The organism is Nocardia sp. NPDC056611 (assembly GCF_042792755.1).
Lineage (GTDB): Bacteria > Actinomycetota > Actinomycetes > Mycobacteriales > Mycobacteriaceae > Nocardia.
Genome location: NZ_JBHTVV010000002.1, coordinates 1,581,645 through 1,602,308 on the forward strand (window position 1 = coordinate 1,581,645; position 20,664 = coordinate 1,602,308).

Annotated in this window: 23 protein-coding genes and 1 pseudogene; 11 read left to right on the forward strand and 13 right to left on the reverse strand. The window is 68.2% G+C overall.

Features of this window, described 5'->3' with window-relative positions:
* Positions 1 to 137 precede the first annotated feature (137 nt).
* From ACFRAQ_RS15955 to ACFRAQ_RS15965, 3 genes and pseudogenes are all read right to left on the reverse strand, one after another.
* Positions 138 to 317, reverse strand: coding sequence for a hypothetical protein (locus tag ACFRAQ_RS15955; protein ID WP_379099873.1), 180 nt, complete (start codon positions 315 to 317; stop codon positions 138 to 140).
* A complete protein-coding gene (locus tag ACFRAQ_RS15960; RefSeq protein WP_379099876.1) occupies positions 314 to 748 on the reverse strand; it encodes a hypothetical protein in 435 nt (144 codons plus the stop codon). Before ACFRAQ_RS15960 ends, ACFRAQ_RS15955 begins: the two co-directional genes overlap by 4 nt.
* 71 nt (positions 749 to 819) lie before the next feature.
* Positions 820 to 1,161 (reverse strand): annotated as a pseudogene (locus ACFRAQ_RS15965) (SDR family oxidoreductase); the annotation flags it as partial.
* Between the two features lies 1 nt (position 1,162).
* Between ACFRAQ_RS15965 and ACFRAQ_RS15970 the strand changes: the two are divergent.
* Both ACFRAQ_RS15970 and ACFRAQ_RS15975 read left to right on the forward strand, forming a co-directional pair.
* Complete coding sequence (locus ACFRAQ_RS15970) at positions 1,163 to 1,390, forward strand: helix-turn-helix domain-containing protein (RefSeq protein WP_379100284.1); 228 nt, start codon at positions 1,163 to 1,165, stop codon at positions 1,388 to 1,390.
* Between the two features lie 237 nt (positions 1,391 to 1,627).
* Entirely contained in the window at positions 1,628 to 1,882 is a 255-nt protein-coding gene (locus tag ACFRAQ_RS15975; protein ID WP_379099879.1) for an IPT/TIG domain-containing protein, read from the forward strand.
* Between the two features lie 1,023 nt (positions 1,883 to 2,905).
* Here the strand turns inward: ACFRAQ_RS15975 and ACFRAQ_RS15980 are convergent.
* On the reverse strand, positions 2,906 to 3,598 hold the full coding sequence (locus ACFRAQ_RS15980; protein WP_379099883.1) for a DUF4232 domain-containing protein: 693 nt from the start codon (positions 3,596 to 3,598) through the stop codon (positions 2,906 to 2,908).
* Between the two features lie 469 nt (positions 3,599 to 4,067).
* Here ACFRAQ_RS15980 and ACFRAQ_RS15985 point away from each other — a divergent pair, with 469 nt between their 5' ends.
* Together ACFRAQ_RS15985 and katG are read left to right on the forward strand one after the other, a co-directional pair.
* Positions 4,068 to 4,481, forward strand: a complete 414-nt coding sequence (locus ACFRAQ_RS15985; RefSeq protein ID WP_379100286.1) for a Fur family transcriptional regulator — start codon at positions 4,068 to 4,070, stop codon at positions 4,479 to 4,481.
* A gap of 35 nt (positions 4,482 to 4,516) precedes the next feature.
* Positions 4,517 to 6,742 (forward strand): catalase/peroxidase HPI, encoded by a 2,226-nt coding sequence (gene katG, locus ACFRAQ_RS15990; RefSeq protein ID WP_379099886.1) that lies wholly within the window; start codon positions 4,517 to 4,519, stop codon positions 6,740 to 6,742.
* Positions 6,743 to 6,824: 82 nt separating this feature from the next.
* Here katG and ACFRAQ_RS15995 read toward each other — a convergent pair whose 3' ends face one another.
* Complete coding sequence (locus ACFRAQ_RS15995; RefSeq protein ID WP_379099889.1) at positions 6,825 to 7,304, reverse strand: hypothetical protein; 480 nt, start codon at positions 7,302 to 7,304, stop codon at positions 6,825 to 6,827.
* Positions 7,305 to 7,481: 177 nt separating this feature from the next.
* Here ACFRAQ_RS15995 and ACFRAQ_RS16000 point away from each other — a divergent pair, with 177 nt between their 5' ends.
* Positions 7,482 to 8,333, forward strand: a complete 852-nt coding sequence (locus ACFRAQ_RS16000) for an alpha/beta fold hydrolase (RefSeq protein WP_379099892.1) — start codon at positions 7,482 to 7,484, stop codon at positions 8,331 to 8,333.
* Between the two features lie 41 nt (positions 8,334 to 8,374).
* Here ACFRAQ_RS16000 and ACFRAQ_RS16005 read toward each other — a convergent pair whose 3' ends face one another.
* On the reverse strand, positions 8,375 to 9,121 hold the full coding sequence (locus ACFRAQ_RS16005) for a hypothetical protein (protein WP_379099895.1): 747 nt from the start codon (positions 9,119 to 9,121) through the stop codon (positions 8,375 to 8,377).
* A 159-nt stretch (positions 9,122 to 9,280) separates the two neighbouring features.
* On the opposite strand from ACFRAQ_RS16005, the gene ACFRAQ_RS16010 reads away from it, so the two are divergent.
* Both ACFRAQ_RS16010 and ACFRAQ_RS16015 read left to right on the forward strand, forming a co-directional pair.
* Entirely contained in the window at positions 9,281 to 9,991 is a 711-nt protein-coding gene (locus ACFRAQ_RS16010) for a metal-dependent hydrolase (RefSeq protein WP_379099898.1), read from the forward strand.
* A gap of 53 nt (positions 9,992 to 10,044) precedes the next feature.
* Positions 10,045 to 10,539, forward strand: a complete 495-nt coding sequence (locus ACFRAQ_RS16015) for a phosphoribosyltransferase (protein WP_357085819.1) — start codon at positions 10,045 to 10,047, stop codon at positions 10,537 to 10,539.
* 78 nt (positions 10,540 to 10,617) lie between these two features.
* Here the strand turns inward: ACFRAQ_RS16015 and ACFRAQ_RS16020 are convergent, their stop codons facing one another.
* From ACFRAQ_RS16020 to ACFRAQ_RS16030, 3 genes are all read right to left on the reverse strand, one after another.
* A complete protein-coding gene (locus ACFRAQ_RS16020) occupies positions 10,618 to 11,109 on the reverse strand; it encodes a peptidylprolyl isomerase (RefSeq protein ID WP_357085817.1) in 492 nt (163 codons plus the stop codon).
* Positions 11,110 to 11,323: 214 nt separating this feature from the next.
* The gene (locus ACFRAQ_RS16025; protein ID WP_379099901.1) at positions 11,324 to 11,710 is read right to left on the reverse strand and encodes a VOC family protein; all 387 of its coding nucleotides are present in this window, start codon (positions 11,708 to 11,710) and stop codon (positions 11,324 to 11,326) included.
* Positions 11,711 to 11,720: 10 nt separating this feature from the next.
* Positions 11,721 to 12,533, reverse strand: coding sequence for a LysR family transcriptional regulator (locus ACFRAQ_RS16030; protein ID WP_379099904.1), 813 nt, complete (start codon positions 12,531 to 12,533; stop codon positions 11,721 to 11,723).
* Positions 12,534 to 12,600: 67 nt separating this feature from the next.
* Here ACFRAQ_RS16030 and ACFRAQ_RS16035 point away from each other — a divergent pair, with 67 nt between their 5' ends.
* Positions 12,601 to 13,494, forward strand: coding sequence for an NAD(P)H-binding protein (locus tag ACFRAQ_RS16035; RefSeq protein WP_379099906.1), 894 nt, complete (start codon positions 12,601 to 12,603; stop codon positions 13,492 to 13,494).
* 90 nt (positions 13,495 to 13,584) lie between these two features.
* Here the strand turns inward: ACFRAQ_RS16035 and ACFRAQ_RS16040 are convergent, their stop codons facing one another.
* The 3 genes from ACFRAQ_RS16040 to ACFRAQ_RS16050 are packed head-to-tail and all read right to left on the reverse strand — an operon-like array spanning position 13,585 to position 15,884.
* Entirely contained in the window at positions 13,585 to 14,442 is an 858-nt protein-coding gene (locus ACFRAQ_RS16040; RefSeq protein WP_379099909.1) for a fructosamine kinase family protein, read from the reverse strand.
* A gap of 41 nt (positions 14,443 to 14,483) precedes the next feature.
* Positions 14,484 to 15,272 (reverse strand): helix-turn-helix domain-containing protein, encoded by a 789-nt coding sequence (locus tag ACFRAQ_RS16045; RefSeq protein ID WP_379099912.1) that lies wholly within the window; start codon positions 15,270 to 15,272, stop codon positions 14,484 to 14,486.
* Between the two features lie 54 nt (positions 15,273 to 15,326).
* On the reverse strand, positions 15,327 to 15,884 hold the full coding sequence (locus ACFRAQ_RS16050) for a sugar O-acetyltransferase (protein WP_379099915.1): 558 nt from the start codon (positions 15,882 to 15,884) through the stop codon (positions 15,327 to 15,329).
* A 30-nt stretch (positions 15,885 to 15,914) separates the two neighbouring features.
* Here ACFRAQ_RS16050 and ACFRAQ_RS16055 point away from each other — a divergent pair, with 30 nt between their 5' ends.
* From ACFRAQ_RS16055 to ACFRAQ_RS16065, 3 genes are all read left to right on the forward strand, one after another.
* The gene (locus ACFRAQ_RS16055) at positions 15,915 to 16,808 is read left to right on the forward strand and encodes a TIGR03619 family F420-dependent LLM class oxidoreductase (protein ID WP_379099918.1); all 894 of its coding nucleotides are present in this window, start codon (positions 15,915 to 15,917) and stop codon (positions 16,806 to 16,808) included.
* Between the two features lie 91 nt (positions 16,809 to 16,899).
* The gene (locus ACFRAQ_RS16060) at positions 16,900 to 17,253 is read left to right on the forward strand and encodes an iron chaperone (protein WP_379099920.1); all 354 of its coding nucleotides are present in this window, start codon (positions 16,900 to 16,902) and stop codon (positions 17,251 to 17,253) included.
* 117 nt (positions 17,254 to 17,370) lie between these two features.
* A complete protein-coding gene (locus tag ACFRAQ_RS16065; RefSeq protein WP_379099923.1) occupies positions 17,371 to 18,573 on the forward strand; it encodes a WD40/YVTN/BNR-like repeat-containing protein in 1,203 nt (400 codons plus the stop codon).
* Here the strand turns inward: ACFRAQ_RS16065 and ACFRAQ_RS16070 are convergent, their stop codons facing one another.
* Positions 18,574 to 20,391: a DUF4153 domain-containing protein gene (locus tag ACFRAQ_RS16070; RefSeq protein WP_379099926.1), complete on the reverse strand. Its 1,818-nt coding sequence runs from the start codon at positions 20,389 to 20,391 to the stop codon at positions 18,574 to 18,576.
* Positions 20,392 to 20,664 lie beyond the last annotated feature (273 nt).

Genomic DNA, 20,664 nt, shown 5'->3' on the forward strand with positions numbered 1-20,664 from the left:
GCCGGTCGGGAGCATCTCAATAGCGGGCGTTGTCTCAGCGTTCACGGCACGGGCGGACGTCATCGGCAACAGGAGGCGTCGCATCCGGCTTCCTGGCTCCAGCGCGATTACTACTCACACAACCGATCATGAGCCGCTCAGACCGCGAATCCGGGATCGGGGTCCATTCCGCCGTATCCGTCAGGCGATTCGGATTCAGTGCCTGCATCAGGGTCGGTGGTTATCGACTGGTGTTCCTCGGCGAAGTCCGGGTCACGATCCTCACGAGGGGTGTGAGACTTCTTGTTCTCACCTACGGTGCCATCGCGGTGGGTCATCGTTCCTCCCGATCCACTGGGGGCTTCTCGGATTGGGTGCGCCAATCGCGCACTGCATCACGTACGCGGTCGAACAACGCCAGCGGCGGCCCGAATACCACGTTTGCGGTCGCGGATTCGCCGGCGTGCGGATGCGGACGCGTCGGCGCGACGGCTTCGGCGACACGAACCGCGGGCGCGCTCTTGCCCGGACAGGCTTGCGTGTAATGGAGCGAACTCCTCTTTTTCCTCTCTTTTTCCTCCATCTCGGCGTGTTCGATCACCGATTCGGCGAAGTCGTGGAACTTGGCCGCGAACGAGGCCGTTTCTACCTGGTGCAACAAGTCCTTGATCTGCGTGTGCTGTTGCTGCAGCAATGCGATGACATCATCCTGCTGGGTCGATATATGGCTCACCTCCCAGTTCGAATACCGATCAACGGCCGCGGCCAACGCGGCCCGCTCACGGCCTACCCGGGCACCAGATGACCAAACACCAGTCCCGCCCGTATCAGGCGGTGGCCTCACAGGATGGGGCGGCCGCCGGTGACGGCCAAGCGGGCTCTCGAGATGTAGCTGGCGAGAAGAACGTAGGCCGACGCTAGCTCGGCGGGCTGCCCGGCGCGGCCCAGTGGCTTGTCGTCACCGAAGGAAGCGACCTTCTCCGGCGGCATGGTCGACGGGATCAACGGAGTCCAAATCGGTCCCGGTGCAACGCTGTTCACACGAATACCCCTGGGGCCCAACAGCTGCGCGAGGCTGGCGCAGAGATTCGCGATCGCGGCCTTCGTTGCCGCGTAGGGAGCCAGAGTGGGGGAGGGCATATCGGAGTTGACCGAGGAGCTCGCGATGATCGATCCGCCGGCCATGACCGACGAACAGATCCGCCAGGCCCGCGCCCTGCTGACCCGCCCCGACGAATCGGTGTCCTCGATCGCCCGGCTGCTCGGCGTCTCCCGGTCCACGATCTACAAGTACGTACCCGAGCTGACCCAGGGCAGCCCAAGGCAACTCATCGCCGGAGAGGACCGACTGATGCCCAACGTCAGCAAGTACGACGAGTTGCTGCCGTCTCGCCGAGCAGCCGAGGCGTAGCACTCAGTTCATGCTGCGACCTCGCGCACCGGCTGGGTGTGGGGGTGAGTTGTCCTGACCCTGTTGCCGCAAATCACCAGGTCGAAACCGGATAAAACCGGAAGGGTAACGAACTGTGGATCCCGTTGCCGAAGTGCCAGCGCCGGAGGCTTACTGAATATGCAACGGTTGCCGCAGCAAGATCGGCATCCGTTGCAAGGCAACCCTTTTCATTCATTTTCGGCTTGGAGTCCGACCATGGCACCTGTTCTCACTTCCCTGACACCCACTTCCGGCCCTGCGACGACTTTCAGCTCTGTGGTGATCACCGGCTCCGGGTTCGCTAATGTCGGCCCCTTGACCGTGCGGTTCGGTACCACGGCAACCACATTCACCATCGACTCCGACACCCAGATCACGGCCATCTCCCCGACGGGGACAGGCACGGTGAACGTCACCGTCAAGGTGGAACTGGACGGCACCAGCAACGGACTGCCCTTCACCTTTGTCTGACGGCGGGTGCGGCTGGGCCGTCGGTGGGCAATTGCCTGCCGACGGACCAATCCGCGTTGCGGTCACGGTAGGGGCAGTAGATACCGCGGGTCCGATCGTGACGTGTGCGAGAAACACCGTAGGTCGATGCCCAGATGCCGGGTGACCTCACGCAGCGCGCCTGATGGTGCAGACGTGGATGTCGTCGAGGGTGGTCGTGATCGAGGTGGTCAGCAGAGCAGGGTTGGGCTGGTGAGTCATCACCATCACCTGGATTCGGGGCGCAGTGGCTGAACGCCGTTCGCGGTCAGCACCCTAGTGCAGCCGCGATAGACCAGGCTATTTGAGCCAGCCCACCCCAATACGTCACAGTGACGTATTGATGGGATCCCGCGAGCCTAGGGGAGCGACCCAAAGGAGGTCGCCGAAGCCAAACCCGGGGCCACATCCAGCCAATCCATGCCGAACAGGAAATTTTCCACCAAATGGCATGTGGGCCAGAAATATTCATCCGAGCCGATGTACGCCTGCGCGCGCCAGCGTTTTCGCGCAGGGAAGTACATGCACACAAGGCGCCGCCAAGTCGAGCCGGCAGCGCCACATACACACGAACACGCAACGCACACAATATCTTTCAAGATCAACACCACCGCCGTAACAGCGCCGATAATCAACATTATGTCAAGTTGATGGCTCACACCCGTCGGCAGTGACCCAAGCCCCTATCCACAGCCATCGCGGATTCCTCGTTTGGATGGAGTTCGTGCGGATGCCGGGCACATTCTGCCGTGACTGCGGTCGCCGGATGACGATCGAGAGCGTGTGGCTCGGCTGGTGGGGCCCGGTATCCCTATGTCCGCCCGCGCACGGATCGTTGAACTGCCGCCTCCGATTCTGGGTATGCCGGGTCTGCCGATGAACCCCGGCAAGCCGCGGCTTCCTGCTCTTGGTCACCGTCGCACTCTCGCTGCTGTCGACCTGACCCTGGAAGGTCGGCGGCCGCCCCCGCGAGGGCGGCCTCGAGCTGGAAGAGATGCCTCTCCCCTACATCGGCGTGATCGCACGGACGACGAGCATGCGCTGGGGGCTCGGGCAGATCAGGTTGTCCCAGGGCAGGGACAGGGATTCGGTGTTGTCGGGCGGGTAGACGCGCAGGGTGCTGGTGCGCAGGGCAGCGCAGTCGTTCACCTGCTTGGGGTAGCTGATGAATTCGAATTGGGCGGCGCCGCCGTTGGCGGACAGGGTTACCTGGCTGACCTGCGGGGCTTGGGGGCCCTTGTCTCGTTCGGCGGGTTCGCCGACCGGGTCGCCCTGGGGTCCGTTGGTTTGGGAGACGCCCGGGAAGCCTTCGAGGGTGCAGGCGGTGGAGCTCTTGTTGATGAACTTCAGGAACCAGGTTCCGCCGATCTGGCCGCCGTGACCCTTGTCCAGGATCAGTTGGGACGTTGTGCATTTCGCGGTGCCGGCGGGGGCCTTGGTGGTGGTGGGGTCCCCTGCCGGGGCGCCGATCGTCGGGACCGGGGCGTCGGTGGTTCCGGGGGTGCTGCCGCCGGGCTGGTTGGGCTGACCCGGTTGAGTGGGCTCGCCCGGTCGAGTGGGTTGGGCGGTGGGCTGGGTCGTCTGGCCGGCGGGGGCCGTGGTGGGCAGTGGCTTGGGTGTGTCGGACGGGTCGCAGGCGGTGGTGCCGAGAACGACCCCCGCGGCGAGTGCGGCGACAACCAGTGACTTGATTCCCATGAGAAACCTCCAGATGCGAAACCCGACCAAAGACATGCATGGTGCACATCAGAGGGGTCGGAGCGGCTGTTACGGCCCTCCAGGCAGGAAATCCGTGGAATCGACTGTGGGTCAAGGTAGTTCGTCGTAGACTGCCGCGAAAACCCCTGATCCGGGTGCGCTTGGCGAAAGCGTTAACAGCTACCGGAATTCTTTGTGCCCCCAAAAGATGGGGCCGAACGAGGCGCTTCTCCCCCGCCGCGAGGTCAGCGCCCGGATCACCGATCGGCGGGCCTGATGGACCGCCTGGGTCCGAGCGACGCGTGGATGTCGTTCGCACTCCCGGGCGGCAATATCGCCTACTGTCTGGAGCAGGTCGCCTGGTCGGCCTCTCCCCGGGAATTCTCCCCACACACCGAACCAATACTTGATTGATTCCAGAAAAAGGGGCAGACTTCGTGGTGTGCCCACGCCTACCGATTTCGAGCGCATGTTGCGCGGGGCCGCTCTGCGCGTGACCGCACCGCGGCTCGCGGTACTGACCGCTGTGCACGACCACCCCCACTCCGACACCGATACGATCCTCGGCTTCGTTCGCGAAACCCTGGGCGGCGTGTCCCACCAGGCCGTGTACGACGTACTCAAAGCCCTGACCACCGCGGGGCTGATCCGCCGAATCCAACCCATGGGATCGGTCGCGCTCTACGAAACCCGCGTCGGTGACAACCACCACCACGTCGTGTGCCGCACCTGCGGCGTCATCGCGGACGTGGACTGCGCCGTCGGCGAGGCCCCCTGCCTCACCGCCTCCGACACCAACGGCTTCGCGCTCGACGAAGCCGAGGTCATCTATTGGGGTTTGTGCCCCGAATGCTCCAAAACCGCTGCCACACAAAACAAGTAGCGGCCACACTCGTGGTCGACAACAAGATCACATCCATGGAAGGACGACACACCGTGCCTGAACACCCGCCCATCGGTGAAGCCAATACCGAACCCGCCGCCGGTGGCTGCCCCGTCTTGCACGACCGGAATTCCGACCCGGCCGAGGGCGGTAACGCCAACCGTCAGTGGTGGCCCAACCAGCTCAACCTGAAGATCCTGCAGAAGAACCCGGCCGTCGCCAACCCCATGGACGAGGGCTTCGACTACGCCGCCGAGTTCAAGACCCTCGACCTGGCCGCCGTCAAGGCCGACATCGTCGAGGTCATGCGCACCTCCCAGGACTGGTGGCCCGCCGACTTCGGTCACTACGGCCCCTTCTTCATCCGCATGTCCTGGCACGCCGCCGGCACCTACCGCGTCCAGGACGGCCGCGGCGGCGCCGGAGCCGGCATGCAGCGCTTCGCGCCCCTGAACTCCTGGCCCGACAACGCCTCCCTCGACAAGGCCCGCCGCCTGCTGTGGCCGGTCAAGAAGAAGTACGGCAAGAAGCTGTCGTGGGCCGACCTCATCGTCTACGCCGGCAACGTCGCCCTCGAGGACATGGGCTTCGACACCTTCGGCTTCGGCGGCGGCCGCGTCGACCAGTGGGAGCCCGAGGAGGACGTGTACTGGGGTCCCGAGACCGAATGGCTCGGCGACGCCCGCTACAGCGGCAAGCGCGACCTGGACAACCCGCTGGCCGCGGTCCAGATGGGTCTGATCTACGTCAACCCCGAAGGCCCCAACGCCAACCCCGACCCGGTCCTCGCCGCCATCGACATCCGCGAGACCTTCGCGCGCATGGCGATGAACGACGAGGAGACCGCCGCCCTGATCGTCGGCGGCCACACCTTCGGCAAGACCCACGGCGCGGGCCCGGCCGATCACGTCGGCCCCGAGCCCGAAGCCGCCCCGCTCGAAGAGCAGGGCCTGGGCTGGCGCTCCGACTTCGGCACCGGCGTCGGCCGCTACGCCATCACCTCCGGCCTCGAGGTCACCTGGACCCCCACCCCGACCACGTGGGACAACACCTTCCTCGAGACCCTCTACGGCAACGAGTGGGAACTCACCAAGTCCCCCGCCGGCGCCCACCAGTGGGTCGCCAAGGACGGGCAGGCGATCATCCCCGACGCGTTCGACAACACCAAGCGGTGGCTGCCCACCATGCTGACCACCGACCTGTCCATGCGGCTGGACCCGATCTACGAGCGGATCACCCGCCGCTGGCTCGACCACCCCGAAGAGCTGGCCGAAGCCTTCGCCAAGGCCTGGTACAAGCTCACCCACCGCGACATGGGCCCCAAGGTCCGCTACCTCGGCCCCGAGGTGCCCGAGGAGACCCTGCTGTGGCAGGACCCGATCCCGGCCGTCGACCACGAGCTCATCTCCGACGCCGACGCCAAGGCCCTCAAGGCCAAGATCCTCGACTCGGGCCTGACCGTGGCGCAGCTGGTCTCCACCGCGTGGGCCGCGGCCTCGTCCTACCGCGGCTCGGACATGCGCGGTGGCGTCAACGGCGGCCGCATCCGCCTGCAGCCGCAGGCCGGCTGGGAGGTCAACCAGCCCGACGAGCTCGCCCAGGTGATCCGGGTCCTCGAAGGCGTCCAGGCCGACTTCGGCAAGCCGGTCTCCTTCGCCGACCTGGTCGTGCTGGCCGGTAACGCCGGCGTCGAGAAGGCCGCCGAGGCAGCCGGTTTCGCCGTCGAGGTGCCGTTCCACGCGGGCCGCGCCGACGCCACCCAGGAGCAGACCGACGTGGAGTCGTTCGCGATGCTCGAGACCGCCGCCGACGGCTTCCGCAACTACGTCGGCAAGGGCACCCGCGTCCCCGCGGAGTACCTGCTGCTCGACAAGGCCAACCTGCTGACCCTGTCCGCGCCCGAGATGACCGTCCTCGTCGGCGGCCTGCGCGTGCTCGGCGCCAACTACCAGGGTTCGCAGCTGGGTGTGTTCACCGACAAGCCCGGTGTGCTGAGCACCGACTTCTTCGTGAACCTGCTCGACATGTCCACCAAGTGGGCTCCGGCCGACTCCGAGGACAGCAGCTACGTCGGCACCGACCGCGCCACCGGCAAGACCGTGTGGACCGCCTCCCGCGTCGACCTCGTCTTCGGCTCCAACTCGCAGCTGCGGGCCCTGGCCGAGGTGTACGCCGAGGACGACTCCAAGGAGAAGTTCGTCAAGGACTTCGTCGAGGCCTGGACGAAGGTCATGGAACTGGACCGCTTCGACCTCGTCTGAGGTTGATCCGGCCGGTGTGACCGGTTGAGACGATGCCCCCGAACCCGTTCGGTTCGGGGGCATCGCGCGTCTCGGGGATCGGTCAGTCGACGATCCGGGTGCGGACGCGGCCGATGAAACGGCGCGCGACATCGGTGCCCTCGTGGTTGTAGGCGTTCATCAGGTCGGTGAGTTCATCGACCAGCGCCCGCAAGGCCGGGGAGTCGACACCGTCGGCGTCGGTGGCCCACTCGCGGGGAATGGCGCCGACCGTGATCAGAATGCCCGCCTCGGCGGGGGCTTCCACCGAGTAGGTGAGCAGGTCCGGAGCATCATGTACCGCGCTCAGCACGGCGATGTCCTCGGCGATCATCTCCGCGATGCGCGACAGGCTCGCGTGCCGACCCGGACGCGCGTGGCGTGCACCGTAACTGCGCTCCCCCGGGCGCGCGGCCGACCGACTGGTTTTGGTCAGTATCCGATCGAGCATGCGTTGTGCGGCCGCGCGTTCGGCCGCCCCGGTGCGCGGATGCTCGATCAGACTGCGCAGCCGCTGGATTCGGCCGATCGTTCCCGTGGGCATGCCCTCCCCTTTCGCCGTAGCACCTTGATCATGCCAGCGCCCTGCTCTGTCGTGGCCGGGGTTGTCGGCCACGATTCTTCGAGTGGACAGTGATGCATACGCATGTCCGCATGCGACTATAGGTATTTTGCCGACATATCGGTGACATAAAAGTGAAACCTGTTCTATTGTGGTTGAGTGGATGTCACATACGAGAACACTCGACGCGAAATCGCCACGGACAAAGGCGTTCTGCGCTACCACGAAGCCGGGGACGGCCCTCCCCTACTGCTGCTCCACGGATCCGGGATCGGCGTCAACGGGTGGCGGAACTTCCGCAACAACCTGGGCTTCTATGCCGACCACTTCCATTGCTACGTCCTGGAATTCCCCGGATTCGGCGTCAGCGACCCGGTCCCCGGACACCCCGTGCTCACCGCCGTCGACTCCGTCATCCGGTTCATGGACGCTCTCGGACTCGACTCCGCGGCCATGATCGGCAACTCCATGGGCGGCGTCGTCGCCTTCAATGTCGCCATGGCACACCCGCAGCGGGTCGAGAAGATCATCGCCATCGGCGGGGTCGGGCAGAGCCTGCTCGCCATGACCCCCAGCGAAGGCACCCGGCTGCTGTCCGAATTCGCCGACGCACCCTCGCGCGAAGGCCTCATGCGGTGGCTGCGCTGCATGATCTACGACCCCAAGATGATCACCGACGATCTCGTCGAGGAACGCTGGGCCGCCGCCACCGATCCCGCCGCGCAGGCCAGCCTCAAAGCCATGTACGGGTCGGAAGCGCTTGCGCTGCAACAGCAGTTCCTGGAGAACTCCCCCACCCCGCCCTACTGGTCCATGCTGCACAAGATCAAGAGCCCGGTGCTCATGACCTGGGGCGGCGACGACCGCCAATGCCCCACCGACATGGCCCTCATCCCGCTACGGCAGATCCCCAACGCCGAACTGCACATCTTCCCCAAATGCGGGCACTGGGTGATGTACGAGGCCAAGGAAGCCTTCGAACGCGTCACCCTCGAATTCCTGCATCGCTGAGGACCACCGGGTGGGCCGCGACCAGCCCACCCGGACCACGCTCAGCGACCGCCGAACACCGTCGCGTGACACGAGGTGAGCAACGCCGCCAGCTCGTCCCCCTGCTTGTCGTCCAGCACCGCGAACGCGGGCGCGATCAGATCCTCGGTGATCTGCTCGGCCTGCATCCAGCGGCCCTTCAACTCCGCGGTGATCTCGTCGAACGGCTCCGGCCAGCCGAAATTGCGCGCCTGATCCGGCCCCGGCTTCAACGGCGACCCCGCGATCAGCACCGCCTGCAACGGCGTCAGACCACTACCCAGCACACCGATCAGATGCAGGCCGCCGCGCAGCTCCCGCAGAATGTGGATCAGCTGCAACACCAGGCCCGGCGCGTCCTCCGCCAGCGGCAGCGCCCGCCAGCCCGCGAACAACGGCACACCGACCGGATTCGCCGCGGCCACCACCGGTAGCAGGAGCTCCGCCAACCGGCCCGAATCGTCGAAGTCCGCCAGTTTGCGGCGGCCGAAGTCCTGGCACGCCGTCAAATAGCCGGCCGCGCCCGCCTCCGCCGACATCCCCGCGGTCGACTCCCACGCCTGCCGGATGGCATCGGGACGGAAGAACCCGAACGCCGCGGTCACCACATCCGCGTCCACGTCACCCAGCACGCCGCCACGGCCACGCGTATAGCCCGGCAGGAAGCCGGGGACACCGGTGCTCTCGGCGAAGGATCGGGCCTCTCGGGAGAACATGAATCCCCCGCCGATCTGCTGAATCTGATCCTTCACCGCGGACGCTACCGACATGTCCGATCCTCTCTGAACGGAAAGCGCAATCGATCCGAGACTATTGGAGGCCCGCCACCCCATGCACCCGGGTCACCCGAAAGCGATCCGGAACACACCCCGAAAACCAAACCGGCTGCCCTGAAAAGGGATTCGAATCCGTACGTTAACCTTCAAGTGGTGCTAGGACATTCACATGCGACCAGCGGCGCGCTCGCCTGGTCGGCGGCTGCCGCGGCGCTGCCGCTCACCGTCTTGACCTATCCCGCAGTGCAATCCGGGGCCATCGGCTCCGTCGATCTGGTGATGGGCACCTTCCTCACCGCGGGCGCGGCGCTGCTCCCCGACGCCGACCACCCCTCGGGAACCATTTCCCATGTGCTCGGGCCGGTCTCGCACTACGCGTGCAAGTTCATCTCGTGGATCTCCGGCGGGCACCGCCACGGCACCCACTCCTTCGCCTTCGTCGCCGCCGTCACCTACGGCACCTGGGCCGGGGAACACCTGCTCGGCCGCAACTTCACCCTCGCCCTCGTGTTCTTCCTGCTCGCCCTCGCGGTCAAGGCACTGGGCCTGGCCCCCAGCGGCGACGGCCTCAAATCCTGGGGCACCGTCGTCATCCTCGCAGTCTGCGGCACCTTCGCCATCGACCACTGGATCAGCGACAAACCGCTCTGGCTGCCGTTCTCCGTCGGCCTCGGCGCCCTCGCCCACCTCATCGGCGACTGCCTCACCGACCGCGGCTGCCGGCTGCTGTGGCCGCTCAAACTCCGCACCCGCGTCCCGATCATCGACCGCACCGGCAACAAGGTCGAAACCATGGTGCTGGTACCGCTGTTCGCCCTCGCCACCCTCGCCCTGCTCTGGTACACGATCACCCACCAGCCCTGACCCCGGCTCGTATGATCACGAAGACCACCGCAGCGGCCAGAACGGAGTCGGGCATGAGCGATCGCGAAGAACTGAGCTGGGAACTGTTCGGAAACGCCGGCCGGGAACTGGCCCAGCTCATCGCCGACGACGGCTTCGAACCCGACCTCATCCTCTCCATCGCCCGCGGCGGGCTCTTCGTCGCGGGCTCCCTCGGCTACGCCCTCGACGTCAAGAACCTCCACGTCATGAACGTCGAGTTCTACACCGGAGTCGACCAGCGCCTGGACCTGCCGGTCATGCTGCCGCCCGTGCCCAGCGCCGTCGACCTGACCGGCGCCACCGTGCTGGTCGCCGACGACGTCGCCGACACCGGCAAGACGCTGAAACTGGTGCGCGACTTCTGCTCCGACCACGTCGCCGAGGTCCGCTGCGCGGTCATCTACCAGAAGCCGCATTCCGAAGTGGACTGCGAATACGTGTGGAAACGCACCGACAAATGGATCAACTTCCCCTGGTCGGTGCAGCCCCCGGTGGTGGAACGCAAACCCCGCGTCCTGGACGCCTGAGCCAAACCCTGTACGCGGCAAAGACAACGGCCCGGAACCACCAGGTTCCGGGCCGTTCGTTGAATTGTCGCGAGTAGGTCAGACCAGCTCGGCGGACAGGATGGTGATGGCCTCGACCGGCACATCCTGATGGCCGGACTTGTTACCGGTCTGCACACCCTCGATGGCGTCCACGACGGCCTCGCCGTCGACGACCTTGCCGAACACCGCGTACCCGAAGCCGTCCTGGCCCGGGTAGTTCAGGAAACCGTTGTTGCTGGTGTTGATGAAGAACTGCGCGCTGGCCGAATGCGGGGCCGAGGTGCGCGCCATGGCGACGGTGTACTTGTCGTTCTTGAGACCGTTCGCGGCCTCGTTCTCGACCGTCTGCGGGGCCGGCTTCTGCTGCATGTTCGCAGTCAGGCCGCCACCCTGAATCATGAAGTTCGGGATCACGCGGTGGAACACGGTGTCCGCGTAGTGGCCCGACTTCACGTAGTCGACGAAGTTGGCAACGGTCTTCGGTGCCTTGGCGTCGTCCAGTTCCAGGGTGATGTCCCCGGCGGAGGTCTTCAGGAGCACTTTGGTCATGTTGCCCATCGTATGGGAGCGCCCAATCCAGCGACCGAGCGGCACCGAATACCCGCTCCCCTCTTCGAGGTTCATTGGTGATGGGTGTGGTCAGGAAGGTGTGTGCGGTCGTGAGTGCCGGAGATTGTTCGAGACGGAGTCACATGTTTAGATGCGCATAGTTCCATTTCCTAATGGTCGATTCAGATGGCCCCGGCGAGCCCGGGACCCAACCTCAGGCTTCGTACAGTTCGAGCGGCAGTCCGTCGGGATCGGCGAAGAACGCGAACCGCTTCCCCGTGTACTCGTCGACCCGCTCCTCCTCCACGACCACTCCCCTCCCCCGCAGCTCGGCCAGGGCCTCCCCCACATTCGGCACCACGAACGCCAGGTGCCGCAGGCCGGCCGCCTCGGGCCGCGAGGGGCGTGGCGGCGGCTCCGGAAACGAGAACAGCTCCAGCTGCCCGCCGTCGGGCAGGGCGAGATCCAGCTTGTACGAGCGCCTTTCGGCCCGATAGTTCTCGGCGAGGACCCGCAGGCCGAGGATTTCGGTGTAGAAGGACTTCGACTTCTCGTAATCCGACGCGATGATCGCAATGTGGTGAATTCGCAGCAGCCGCATCTCGGCAACGCTAACGCACACCATTTCGCAGGGCGGGGATGGCGAGGTCGAGGAATTCGCGGACGAGTGTGCCGGGGTCGGCGGCGGCAGCCAGGCAGGTTTCGGAGCCGGGTGCGTCGGTGACGGGGCGGTGGACGAGGTCGGGGCGGACGTAGGCGCGGGCGACGCTGCGGGGCACGATGAGGAGGCCGTGGCCGGAGGCTATGAGTTCGAATTTCTCTTCGAGGGAGGGGGTTCGGCGGGCCGCGACGTCGAGCATGCGTTCGCTGTCGAGGTCGGCGAGGGTGAGTTCGGGGCGGGCGGCGAGGGGGTGGGTGGCGGGGAGGCAGGCCACGCCGGGGTCGTGGCCGATGGGGATGACGCGGAGGCCGGTTTCGTCGAAAGGCCGCCGGAGGTAGGCGATCTGGGCGCGGCCGTCGCGCAGGGGTGCGTCGCGTTCCCACCAGCGGGCGGGGACGACGTCGGTTTCGACGTCGGGGTGGCGGGTGGAGAATTCGCGGAGGATCTCGGAGACGTGGAGTCCCACGGAGAAGGCGACGACCAGGCGGCGGACGCCGCGGTCGGCGTTGTGGACGCGGCGGAGGGCGGCGTCGACGGCGGCGAGGATGCCTTGTGCTTCCTCGTAGAGCTGGTGTCCGGCGGCGGTGAGTTCGACGGTGCGGGTGGTGCGGAGGAGCAGGGTGCAGTCGAGTTCGCGTTCGAAGGCTTTGATCTGGCGGCTGAGGACGGGTTGGGCGATGTAGAGCTGTTGCGCGGCACGGCCGAAGTTGCGGTGCTCGGCTACGGCGGCGAAGTAGCGGAGCTTGCGCAGGTCCAGATCCATACCCTCACGGTATCAATTGTTGGAAAGGGTCTTGGACGTCGCGACGGCTCGTCACCAGACTCGAAGCATGATCGTTCTTACCGCTCCCACCGGGCATATCGGTGGCCAGTTGTTGCAGATGCTCCTCGAAACCTCTACTCGCACCGATGAATTGCGTGTCGTCGTGCGTGATCCGGCGAAGTTGCCGGAGTCGGTCCGGTCCCGGGTCGATGTCGTCGCCGGGTCGCACGGCGATCCGGATGTGGTGGATCGGGCGTTCGCCGGTGCGGACGCGGTCTTCTGGCTGGTTCCGCCGGATCCTGGCGGGGCGAGTCTGGATGCCGCGTTCTCCGGGTTCACCCAGGCGGCGGCGAAGGCGTTCACCGCGCACGGGGTCGGGCATGTGGTGGGTGTGTCCGCGCTCGGGCGCGGTACGGCGGTCGCGGATCGTGCCGGGCATGTGACGGCGTCGCTGGCGATGGACGACCTCATCGCGGGTTCGGGTGTGGCGTATCGGGCGCTGGCCAACCCGTCGTTCATGGACAACCTGGTGTGGCAGGCGAACTCGATCCGCGAGGACGGGGTGTTCACGGGCACGGTTCCGGCCGATCGCAAGGCCGCGACGGTGGCGACGCGTGATATCGCCGCGGCGGCCGCGCGTCTGCTGCTGGACCGTTCCTGGTCGGGCGCCGGGGAGGTGGCGTTGCTGGGGCCGGAGGATCTGTCGCCGAACGACATGGCGCGCATCGTGTCCGAGGTGCTCGGCCGGCCGGTGCGGTACGAGCGTCTGTCTCTGGAGCGGGCTCACGCCGCGCAGATCGCGCGTGGGGTGAGTGATGTGATGGCGACCGCGTTCGTCGACATGATGCGGGCCAAGAACGAGGGTCTCGATGATGGTGTGCCGCGCGTGGCGGCGGCCGCGAGCCCGACGGCGTTCCGTGCGTGGTGCGAGCAGGTCCTGGCTCCCGCGGTTGGCGCCTGAGCGATCCGTGAGGGCGGGACCACTGGCCTGTGAAGGCGAGTCCGCTCGTCCACACGCGAGGAGGCCACTGCCCCAGCGAGGGCGGAGACGCTAATTCGCGAGGGCGGAGGCCGCGGCGGCGAGCAGCATCCCGCGGTAGGACCCGCCGAAGAGCACGACGTGCACCAGCAGGGGATGCAGCTGGTGCAGTGGGACCCGTTGCCGCCATCCCGAACTCAGGGGCGTGGCGTTCTGGTAGGCGCCGAGGATGCGGTCGAGGTAGGGCGCGCCGAACAGTGCCAGCATGGCCAGGTCGGTCTCCCGGTGTCCGCCGTGTGCGGCCGGGTCGATGAGGAGTGCGCGGCCGCCGGACCAGAGGATGTTGCCGGACCAGAGGTCTCCGTGCAGGCGGGCGGGTGGTTCGGGTGGTCCGGCGAGGTCGGTGATGCGGTCGATGACGCGTTCGACCAGTCGGACGCCGTCGCGGCCGAGTTCGGGTGCGGCGGCGGGGAGGTAGGGGGCGAGGCGGTGTTCGGCGTACCAGGTTCCCCACTCCCCTGTGTCGGGAGTGTTGTCCAGGGGCAGGGTGGCGATGTATCCGGGCCAGGGTGCGCCGAAGGTGTCGGGGTGGGTGGCGTGCAGGGTGGCGAGGTCGTGTCCGAGGTGTTCGGCGGCTGCCGGGTCCGCGGGTTGTGGTGGCCGCCAGGGCAGGACGAGCATGCGTTCGTCGGCGGCGACGACGGATGGGACGAGGTCCGGGTGGCCGGTCGCGAGCCAGCGCAGTCCGGCGGCTTCGGCGGTCAGGACTCCGTCGATGTCCGGGTCATTGTCGTCGACGGCTTTGACGAACAGTTCTCGTCCGTCGGTCATGTCGGCGCGGTGGAGGGCCCAGGCGTGGCTGTGGCCGAGGGGGTGCAGGTGCGCGACGGGGGTGCCGGTGAGGTGGGCGAGGTGCGCGGGCACGTCCATGGATCCTCATTGTGCGGTATCGGACCCCGCGCGCGGACCGACTAGTCGGATGGAGTGAGCCGTTCCCGGAGCAGGGCCGCGGTGGCGACGTCGGCGGGCAGGAACGCTTCGATCGCCAGCTCGGCGACGGTCACGTTCATGGGTGTGCCGAAAACCGTGGTGGCGCTGAGGAAGGCGAGTTCGTGTCGGTCGAGCCGCATCCGCAGCGGCACCACGGCCTGGTCGGGTTCGGGCAGGCCGGGACCGTCCTCGCCGCCGGGGTAGGTGCGCATTTCGTCGAGCAGGTCGGTGAGCTCGGGTGATCCGGTGACGTCGATCTGGCGTTGCAGCCGTTCGAACAGGTGCCCGCGCCATTCGGCGAGGTTGATGATGCTGCCCGCGAGGCCGTCGGGGTGCAGGGTCAGTCGCAGCGCGTTGACCGGCGGGCGCAGCAGGGCGGGGTCGAGTCCGTCGAGGAACAGGGCGATCCCGGCATTGGCGTCGATCATGGTCCAGGCGGCGTCGATGGCGAGGGCGGGGTGGGGTTCGAGGCCGGTGAGGATCTGGCGGACGGCGTCGCGGATGGGGCGCATGGCGGGGGTGTCGAGTTCGGGTTCGGCGTACACGGGGGCGTATCCGGCGGCGAGCAGCATCCGGTTGCGTTCGCGCAGCGGGATGTCGAGTTCGTCGGACAGGTGCAGCAGCATGTGGCGGCTGGGGGTGGCGCGGCCGGTTTCGATGAAGCTCAGGTGCCGGGTGGAGGTGTCCGCGCGGCCGGCGAGTTCGAGCTGGCTGAGCCGGCGCGCGGTGCGCCAGTGTCGCAGCAGGTCGCCGGCGGTGGGTGTCGCCATCCTCTGATCCTACGAACGATCAACCACGCCAAGCCATTACCCCGCGGGTAAGGCTCACAGTTCGCGGATGACGCGGGCCGGGTTGCCGGCGGCGAACACCTGGGCGGGCAGGTCGCGGGTGACGACGCTGCCCGCGCCGACCACGGTGTTCGCGCCGATGCTCACCCCCGGGCACACGATGACGCCGCCGCCGAGCCATACGTTGTCGCCGATGCTGATGGGTGCGGCGGTCTCCCAGCGGGCGCGGCGCAGTTCGTGGTCGCCCATCGGGTGCAGGGCGGTGAGCAGTTGGGCGCGCGGGCCGATGGAGACGTCGTCGCCGATGGTGACCGGGGCGCAGTCGAGGATGATGGCGTCGTAGTTGAGGAAGCTGTTGCGGCCCAGCCGGATCAGGTGGCCGTAGTCGCATTGGAAGCGCGGCATGATCCAGGAGCCCTCGCCGATGGCGCCGAGCAGTTGTTCGAGCACGGCGCGCCGTTGGGTGTCCTCGCCCGCGCGCGTGGCGTTGAAGGTGTCGAGCAGTTCTTGGCAGCGGCGGCGTTCGGCGACGAGTTCGGGGTCGTTGTCGCGGTAGAGCTCACCGGCGAGCATGCGGTCCTTGTGTTCACCCACGCTGCCATCCTGTCTGGTATCACCGGAAGAGTGAAAATTGGCTTCTCGCTTCCACAGTTCGGTGCCCAGGCCCGTGAGGGCGCGCGGATCGCGCAGTACGCGGCCGCGTTGGAGGAGGCGGGAGCCGACAGTCTGTGGGTGGGTGACCGGCTCATCGCGGCCACCAACCCGTCGGTCGGGTACGGCGGGACCGACCGGATTCCCGATGAGTTCAACGCGGTGCTGGATCCGTTCCTGGTGCTGGGGATCGCGGCGGCGGTCACCGAGCGGGTGCGGTTGGGCGCGAATGTGCTGATCGCGCCGATGTATCGGCCCGCGCTGCTGGCGCGGTCGCTGACCACGATCGACGTGGTGAGCCAGGGGCGGCTGATTCCGGGGTTCGGGATCGGGTGGTCGCCGGAGGAGTACGCGGCCGCGGGCGTGCCGTTCGCGCAGCGCGGGGCCCGGCTGGACGAGACCCTCGACGCGCTCGAGGCCATCTGGTCCAGCGACCCGGCCGGGTACGAGGGCCGGTTCGTGTCGGTGCCCGAGCATCGCAGCGAGTTGAAGCCGGTGCGGCGGCCTCCGATTCACCTGGGCGCGTTCAACCCGGCGGCGCTGGCGCGCATCGGGCGGCGTGGGGACGGGTGGCTGCCGGTGGTGCCGGTGCCGGGCCCGCCCGGGTGGGGCAAGCAGCTGCTGGCCTTGCGGGGGTTCATCGACGACGCGGCGGTCGCGGCGGGTCGTGATCCCGCCGCCATCGGGACGGTGCTGCGGGTGAACGTGGCCGCGGGCACCGACCTCGAGCAGGTGGCGCGGACCGTCGAAACGGTCGCGGCCGACACCGGATTCGACGATTTCTTCATCGACCTGCTCTACGTCACCGACTCCGTCGACGGCATGCGGGACGCGGCGTTGCGGCTGTTGGAGCGGCTGAACGGCTGAGCGGTGTGGCATCGGTCCGGCGCGGGCGGACGGCCCGGTACCGTCGAATCGGACGAAGCTCTCTCCCCGAGCCACGGAAGGGTGGCCGTACATGACAGAGCCCGAGACCGTCGACGACTACCTGGCCGCCCAGCCCGCCCCGGCCCGCGCCGCCCTCGAGAAGATTCGCGCCACCATCCACGCCGCCCTGCCCGACGCGTCGGAGACCATCAGCTACCAGATCCCCGCGGTCCAGGTGAACGGCAAGGCCGTCATGTATTTCGCGGGCTGGACGACCTTCGTGTCGGTGTATCCGGTGCCCACCGGCGACGACGGGTTCCAGCAGGCGATCGCGCCCTACCTGAAGGGCAAGGGCACGTTGAAGTTCCCGCTGCGCGACCCCATCCCCTACGACCTCATCGGCGATGTCGCGGTCCGGCTGGCCGCGCAGCGCGGAGGCCGCTGACCACGGGATGGGCGTAACCGGCCGTCACCGGGCATACTCGATCCCGTTGTGCCGCAGGGCCGCCGGGCGACCGCCCGGGAACGGGGCCCGGGTTCGTGTCGAAGGGAGTCCCGGCCGGTGCGGTTGCGGGCGAATCCGGTCGTTCTGGCCGGAGTCATCGGGGTCGGAATGCCGGTACTCGCCGCGGGGGTGATCGCGGGGCTCACCATCGGCGACGGTGACAGCGGGCCGGATTCGGCGACCGGAGCCACGGCCGCACCGGACGCGGTGGCGACTCCTCGTCCCACCCCGGCCGCGACCCCCGCGGCCACGTTCGCCGCCGACCCGGATCCGGTGGGCTTCCAACCCGATTCGATCAACTTCGTCTCCGTGGACGAGGGCTGGGTGCTGGGCCGCAGCTATCCGTGCCCGGCCCTGCTGTGCCAGTCGTTGCGACACACCACCGATGGCGGGCGCACCTGGCGGGAGACGCCGCTCCCGGCCTCGCTGCGCGATGCCGGGCACCACGGTGGATGGGTGAAGTTCGCCGACGCCCGCAACGGCTGGATCGGGACCCGCGACGCACTGTTCGCCACCCACGACGGCGGAACCACCTGGCGCGAGACCGATATCGACATCAAGACGGCCGAACCGGCATGGTCGCTCACCGTGTCCGAGGACACCGTCTGGGTGGCGGCCGCGCGGGCCGACGAGCGGACCGCGTTGTTCACCAGCCCGATCACCCGCGACGCGTGGACCGGGCCCGTCGAGATCGCGGTGCCCGGCGCCGGCGGCCCCTACCCGGTCCCCGAGGTGTCGGCGACCGGAAGCCGTGCCTGGATGGTGGTCACCGGGCGCGGCAGGAGCGGCGCCCGCATGGTCGACGGCACGTGGACGCCGTGGCAGCTGCCGTGCGGCGGCAACGGGCCGGCCGACTGGCACGCGGTCTCGGAGAAGCGGCTCGTGGCGCTGTGCGGTCTCCCGGCGTCCGGCGACGGCGGCGCGACCCGTGTGGTGACCTCGGTCGACGGTGGCGTCACGTTCACCGAGACCGGGCAGCTGTCCCCGTCACGGCCGGCCAAGGCCGTGTTGCTGGCCGCCGATGCCACCCATCTGGTCGCCGCTGTCGACGAACGGCTGCTGACATCCATCGACGGCGGCGAGACCTGGACCACCGCCTACACCGCGCCCGATCGCGGCTGGCAGCCGTTGTCGGGTGAGTTCGTCACCGAGACAACGGGTTTCGTGGTGCTGGGCCACCCCGGAAGCGGACCGGTGCCCACCATGATGCTCGCCACCCGCGACGCGGGTCAGAGCTGGACACCGGTCAGCTTCGGCTGATCAGCGGGTCGCGCTCGCGCGCGAGTAGTTCCAGCCCTGCCAGGAATCGTCCGTCAGGCGTTCGCGGATGGCGTTCGCGACGGCCGTGCGCTGGGGGTCGGGCAGCCGGTCGGTGGCGGGCAGCGCGTCCGGGGACAGGTTCGACAGGTAGTCGGTGTCGAGGGACTTGCCCGACTGCCAGCGCGCGATATTGCGGTCGGCGACGAAACCTTCCGGGTTCAGGACCGACAAGGCGAGCAGGGTCGTCAGGGCGGCGCCGACGGCCAGGCGCGGCACCCAGTGCCGGCGCAGGCGTACCAGGCTGGCGAGCAGCAGCAGGTACACCAGCGCGATCCAGCCTTCGAACACCTCCACCAGCAGTCGCAGCAGGGTGAAGCCGTAGGCCTGCTGATAGGTCCACATGCGGTGTAGCGCCGACGCCACGATCACCAGCGCCAGACCGATCACCACGGCGATCGCGATGCGCAGCCAGCGGCGCTCGGCGGCGCCGTCCTGCGCGGCGAAACGCAGCACGACCCCGATCACCGCGAGAGTCAGCAGGCTCACGATCGACAACTGCCAGAAGCCGCTGCGCGCGTACTCGGCGTAGGTGAGGCTCGCGGTGCGCTGCACGTAGCCGTCGCCACCGAACAGCACCGCCACCTGGGTGGCGACGAACGCCGCGAACACGATCGTCAACGCGCCCACCGGGATTCCCCACTCCAGCGGCGAGAACCGGTGCCCGCCCCGGCTCCCGCCGGAGAACGAGTCATCGTCCGCCGCGGGCGGGGGCGGACCGGCCAGCAGGTACAACGCCCCGGCCACACCGGACCCGGCGACCACGAACACCGCCACCCATCGCAGCACCGCCGGGACGTCGACGGCCGGGATCAGCCCGTCCACCAGACCCGCGAACACCGCGTCGGCCCCCGCCAGCAACGGCACCATGATCAGCAGCAGCGCCGCCGCCGCACCGATCGACCACCACACCCGCTGCGTGCCCGTCCCCGCCCGCTCCCGGGTGCGAGTCATGGCCCGATACAGCCACGGCCACGAATTCAGCCCCGCGAACGGCACCGCGAGCACGTCGAACCACATGCCGTACGCCGAACGCGGCACCACCGCCAGCGACCCGGCCACCGCCGCACCCGCCAGGCACAGCACGAAAAGCCACGGCGCGGCCCGGAAGGCACCCACCGACAGCAGCGCCAACGCCACACCGGTCCACCAGACACGACTCCAGGGCACCTCCGCGAGACCAGCGGGCAGCAGGCCGGCGATACCCCCGACCGGACCCGTCCCGGCCGACGAATGCGTTTCGGCCGCTGCCTGATCGGTGCCGGATGCGGCGACTGGGTGTGCCGCGGCCGCATCGTCGCGATCGGCGCCACCGGAGCGACCGGCGTCCTCGTCGCGTGCGGCGTCAGCGCCGACACCGTGACCGTCAACGCTGCCCCCGACGCCATCGCGGGCCGGGCTGCCGGGGCGGGATGCGCTGTCACTGGCGACGTCGTCCCGGGCGTCACCGTGTTCGCCCGCTCCGCTCAGGCCCTTCTCCGGTTCCTCGGCCGCGCGGTCGGCGTCACCCCGGTCCGAGTCGTCCTCGTCCCACTCCGCGTTCCGCGCCGCGCGATCGACCGCGTACACCGTGCCGGTGATGGCCAGTCCGGTGAGCAGCCATCCGATGCCGGGACGGTCCAGGGGTACCAGTACCGCGGCCGCACACCCCGCAGCGGCCGTGGCGGCAAGCAACCCGTTCGGCACCGGAACCCGCGCCGAGCGCGACGGAATCCGTTGCGGTGCAACACGATAGATCCCGGCCACACCGGATTGCGACACCGGGGTGGGATAGGGCGGCCACGCGGCGGGCCACGGCGCGGGTCCCCCGCCACCCGTCGGCGCGGCACCCGCCATCGCCGGGGCGAACGCCGGTGCCGCCGCAGCCGGCACGAGGGGCGGCGCACCGCCGGGGACGAACGCGGCCCTCGCCGGTTCCCGCACAGGCGCGGAACTCACAGTGGCCATGGCCAGTTCAGCAGCCGGATCAAGAACATCCGCCGCAGACCCTCCGGTCGCCGATGCGGCAGTGTGCGCGTGCGCGTCGGATCCTTC

Bases quoted from the DNA above. Each gene is read 5' to 3' on its own strand.
- ACFRAQ_RS16030 (WP_379099904.1), bottom strand. From the start codon at position 12,533: ATGGATCTGGACCTGCGCAAGCTCCGCTACTTCGCCGCCGTAGCCGAG.
- ACFRAQ_RS16025 (WP_379099901.1), bottom strand. From the start codon at position 11,710: ATGCGGCTGCTGCGAATTCACCACATTGCGATCATCGCGTCGGATTAC.
- ACFRAQ_RS16035 (WP_379099906.1), top strand. From the start codon at position 12,601: ATGATCGTTCTTACCGCTCCCACCGGGCATATCGGTGGCCAGTTGTTG.
- ACFRAQ_RS15980 (WP_379099883.1), bottom strand. From the start codon at position 3,598: ATGGGAATCAAGTCACTGGTTGTCGCCGCACTCGCCGCGGGGGTCGTT.
- katG (WP_379099886.1), top strand. From the start codon at position 4,517: ATGGAAGGACGACACACCGTGCCTGAACACCCGCCCATCGGTGAAGCC.
- ACFRAQ_RS16045 (WP_379099912.1), bottom strand. From the start codon at position 15,272: ATGGCGACACCCACCGCCGGCGACCTGCTGCGACACTGGCGCACCGCG.
- ACFRAQ_RS16005 (WP_379099895.1), bottom strand. From the start codon at position 9,121: ATGTCGGTAGCGTCCGCGGTGAAGGATCAGATTCAGCAGATCGGCGGG.
- ACFRAQ_RS16020 (WP_357085817.1), bottom strand. From the start codon at position 11,109: ATGACCAAAGTGCTCCTGAAGACCTCCGCCGGGGACATCACCCTGGAA.
- ACFRAQ_RS15975 (WP_379099879.1), top strand. From the start codon at position 1,628: ATGGCACCTGTTCTCACTTCCCTGACACCCACTTCCGGCCCTGCGACG.
- ACFRAQ_RS16060 (WP_379099920.1), top strand. From the start codon at position 16,900: ATGACAGAGCCCGAGACCGTCGACGACTACCTGGCCGCCCAGCCCGCC.
- ACFRAQ_RS15970 (WP_379100284.1), top strand. From the start codon at position 1,163: ATGACCGACGAACAGATCCGCCAGGCCCGCGCCCTGCTGACCCGCCCC.
- ACFRAQ_RS15995 (WP_379099889.1), bottom strand. From the start codon at position 7,304: ATGCCCACGGGAACGATCGGCCGAATCCAGCGGCTGCGCAGTCTGATC.
- ACFRAQ_RS16040 (WP_379099909.1), bottom strand. From the start codon at position 14,442: ATGGACGTGCCCGCGCACCTCGCCCACCTCACCGGCACCCCCGTCGCG.
- ACFRAQ_RS16015 (WP_357085819.1), top strand. From the start codon at position 10,045: ATGAGCGATCGCGAAGAACTGAGCTGGGAACTGTTCGGAAACGCCGGC.
- ACFRAQ_RS15955 (WP_379099873.1), bottom strand. From the start codon at position 317: ATGACCCACCGCGATGGCACCGTAGGTGAGAACAAGAAGTCTCACACC.
- ACFRAQ_RS15985 (WP_379100286.1), top strand. From the start codon at position 4,068: ATGTTGCGCGGGGCCGCTCTGCGCGTGACCGCACCGCGGCTCGCGGTA.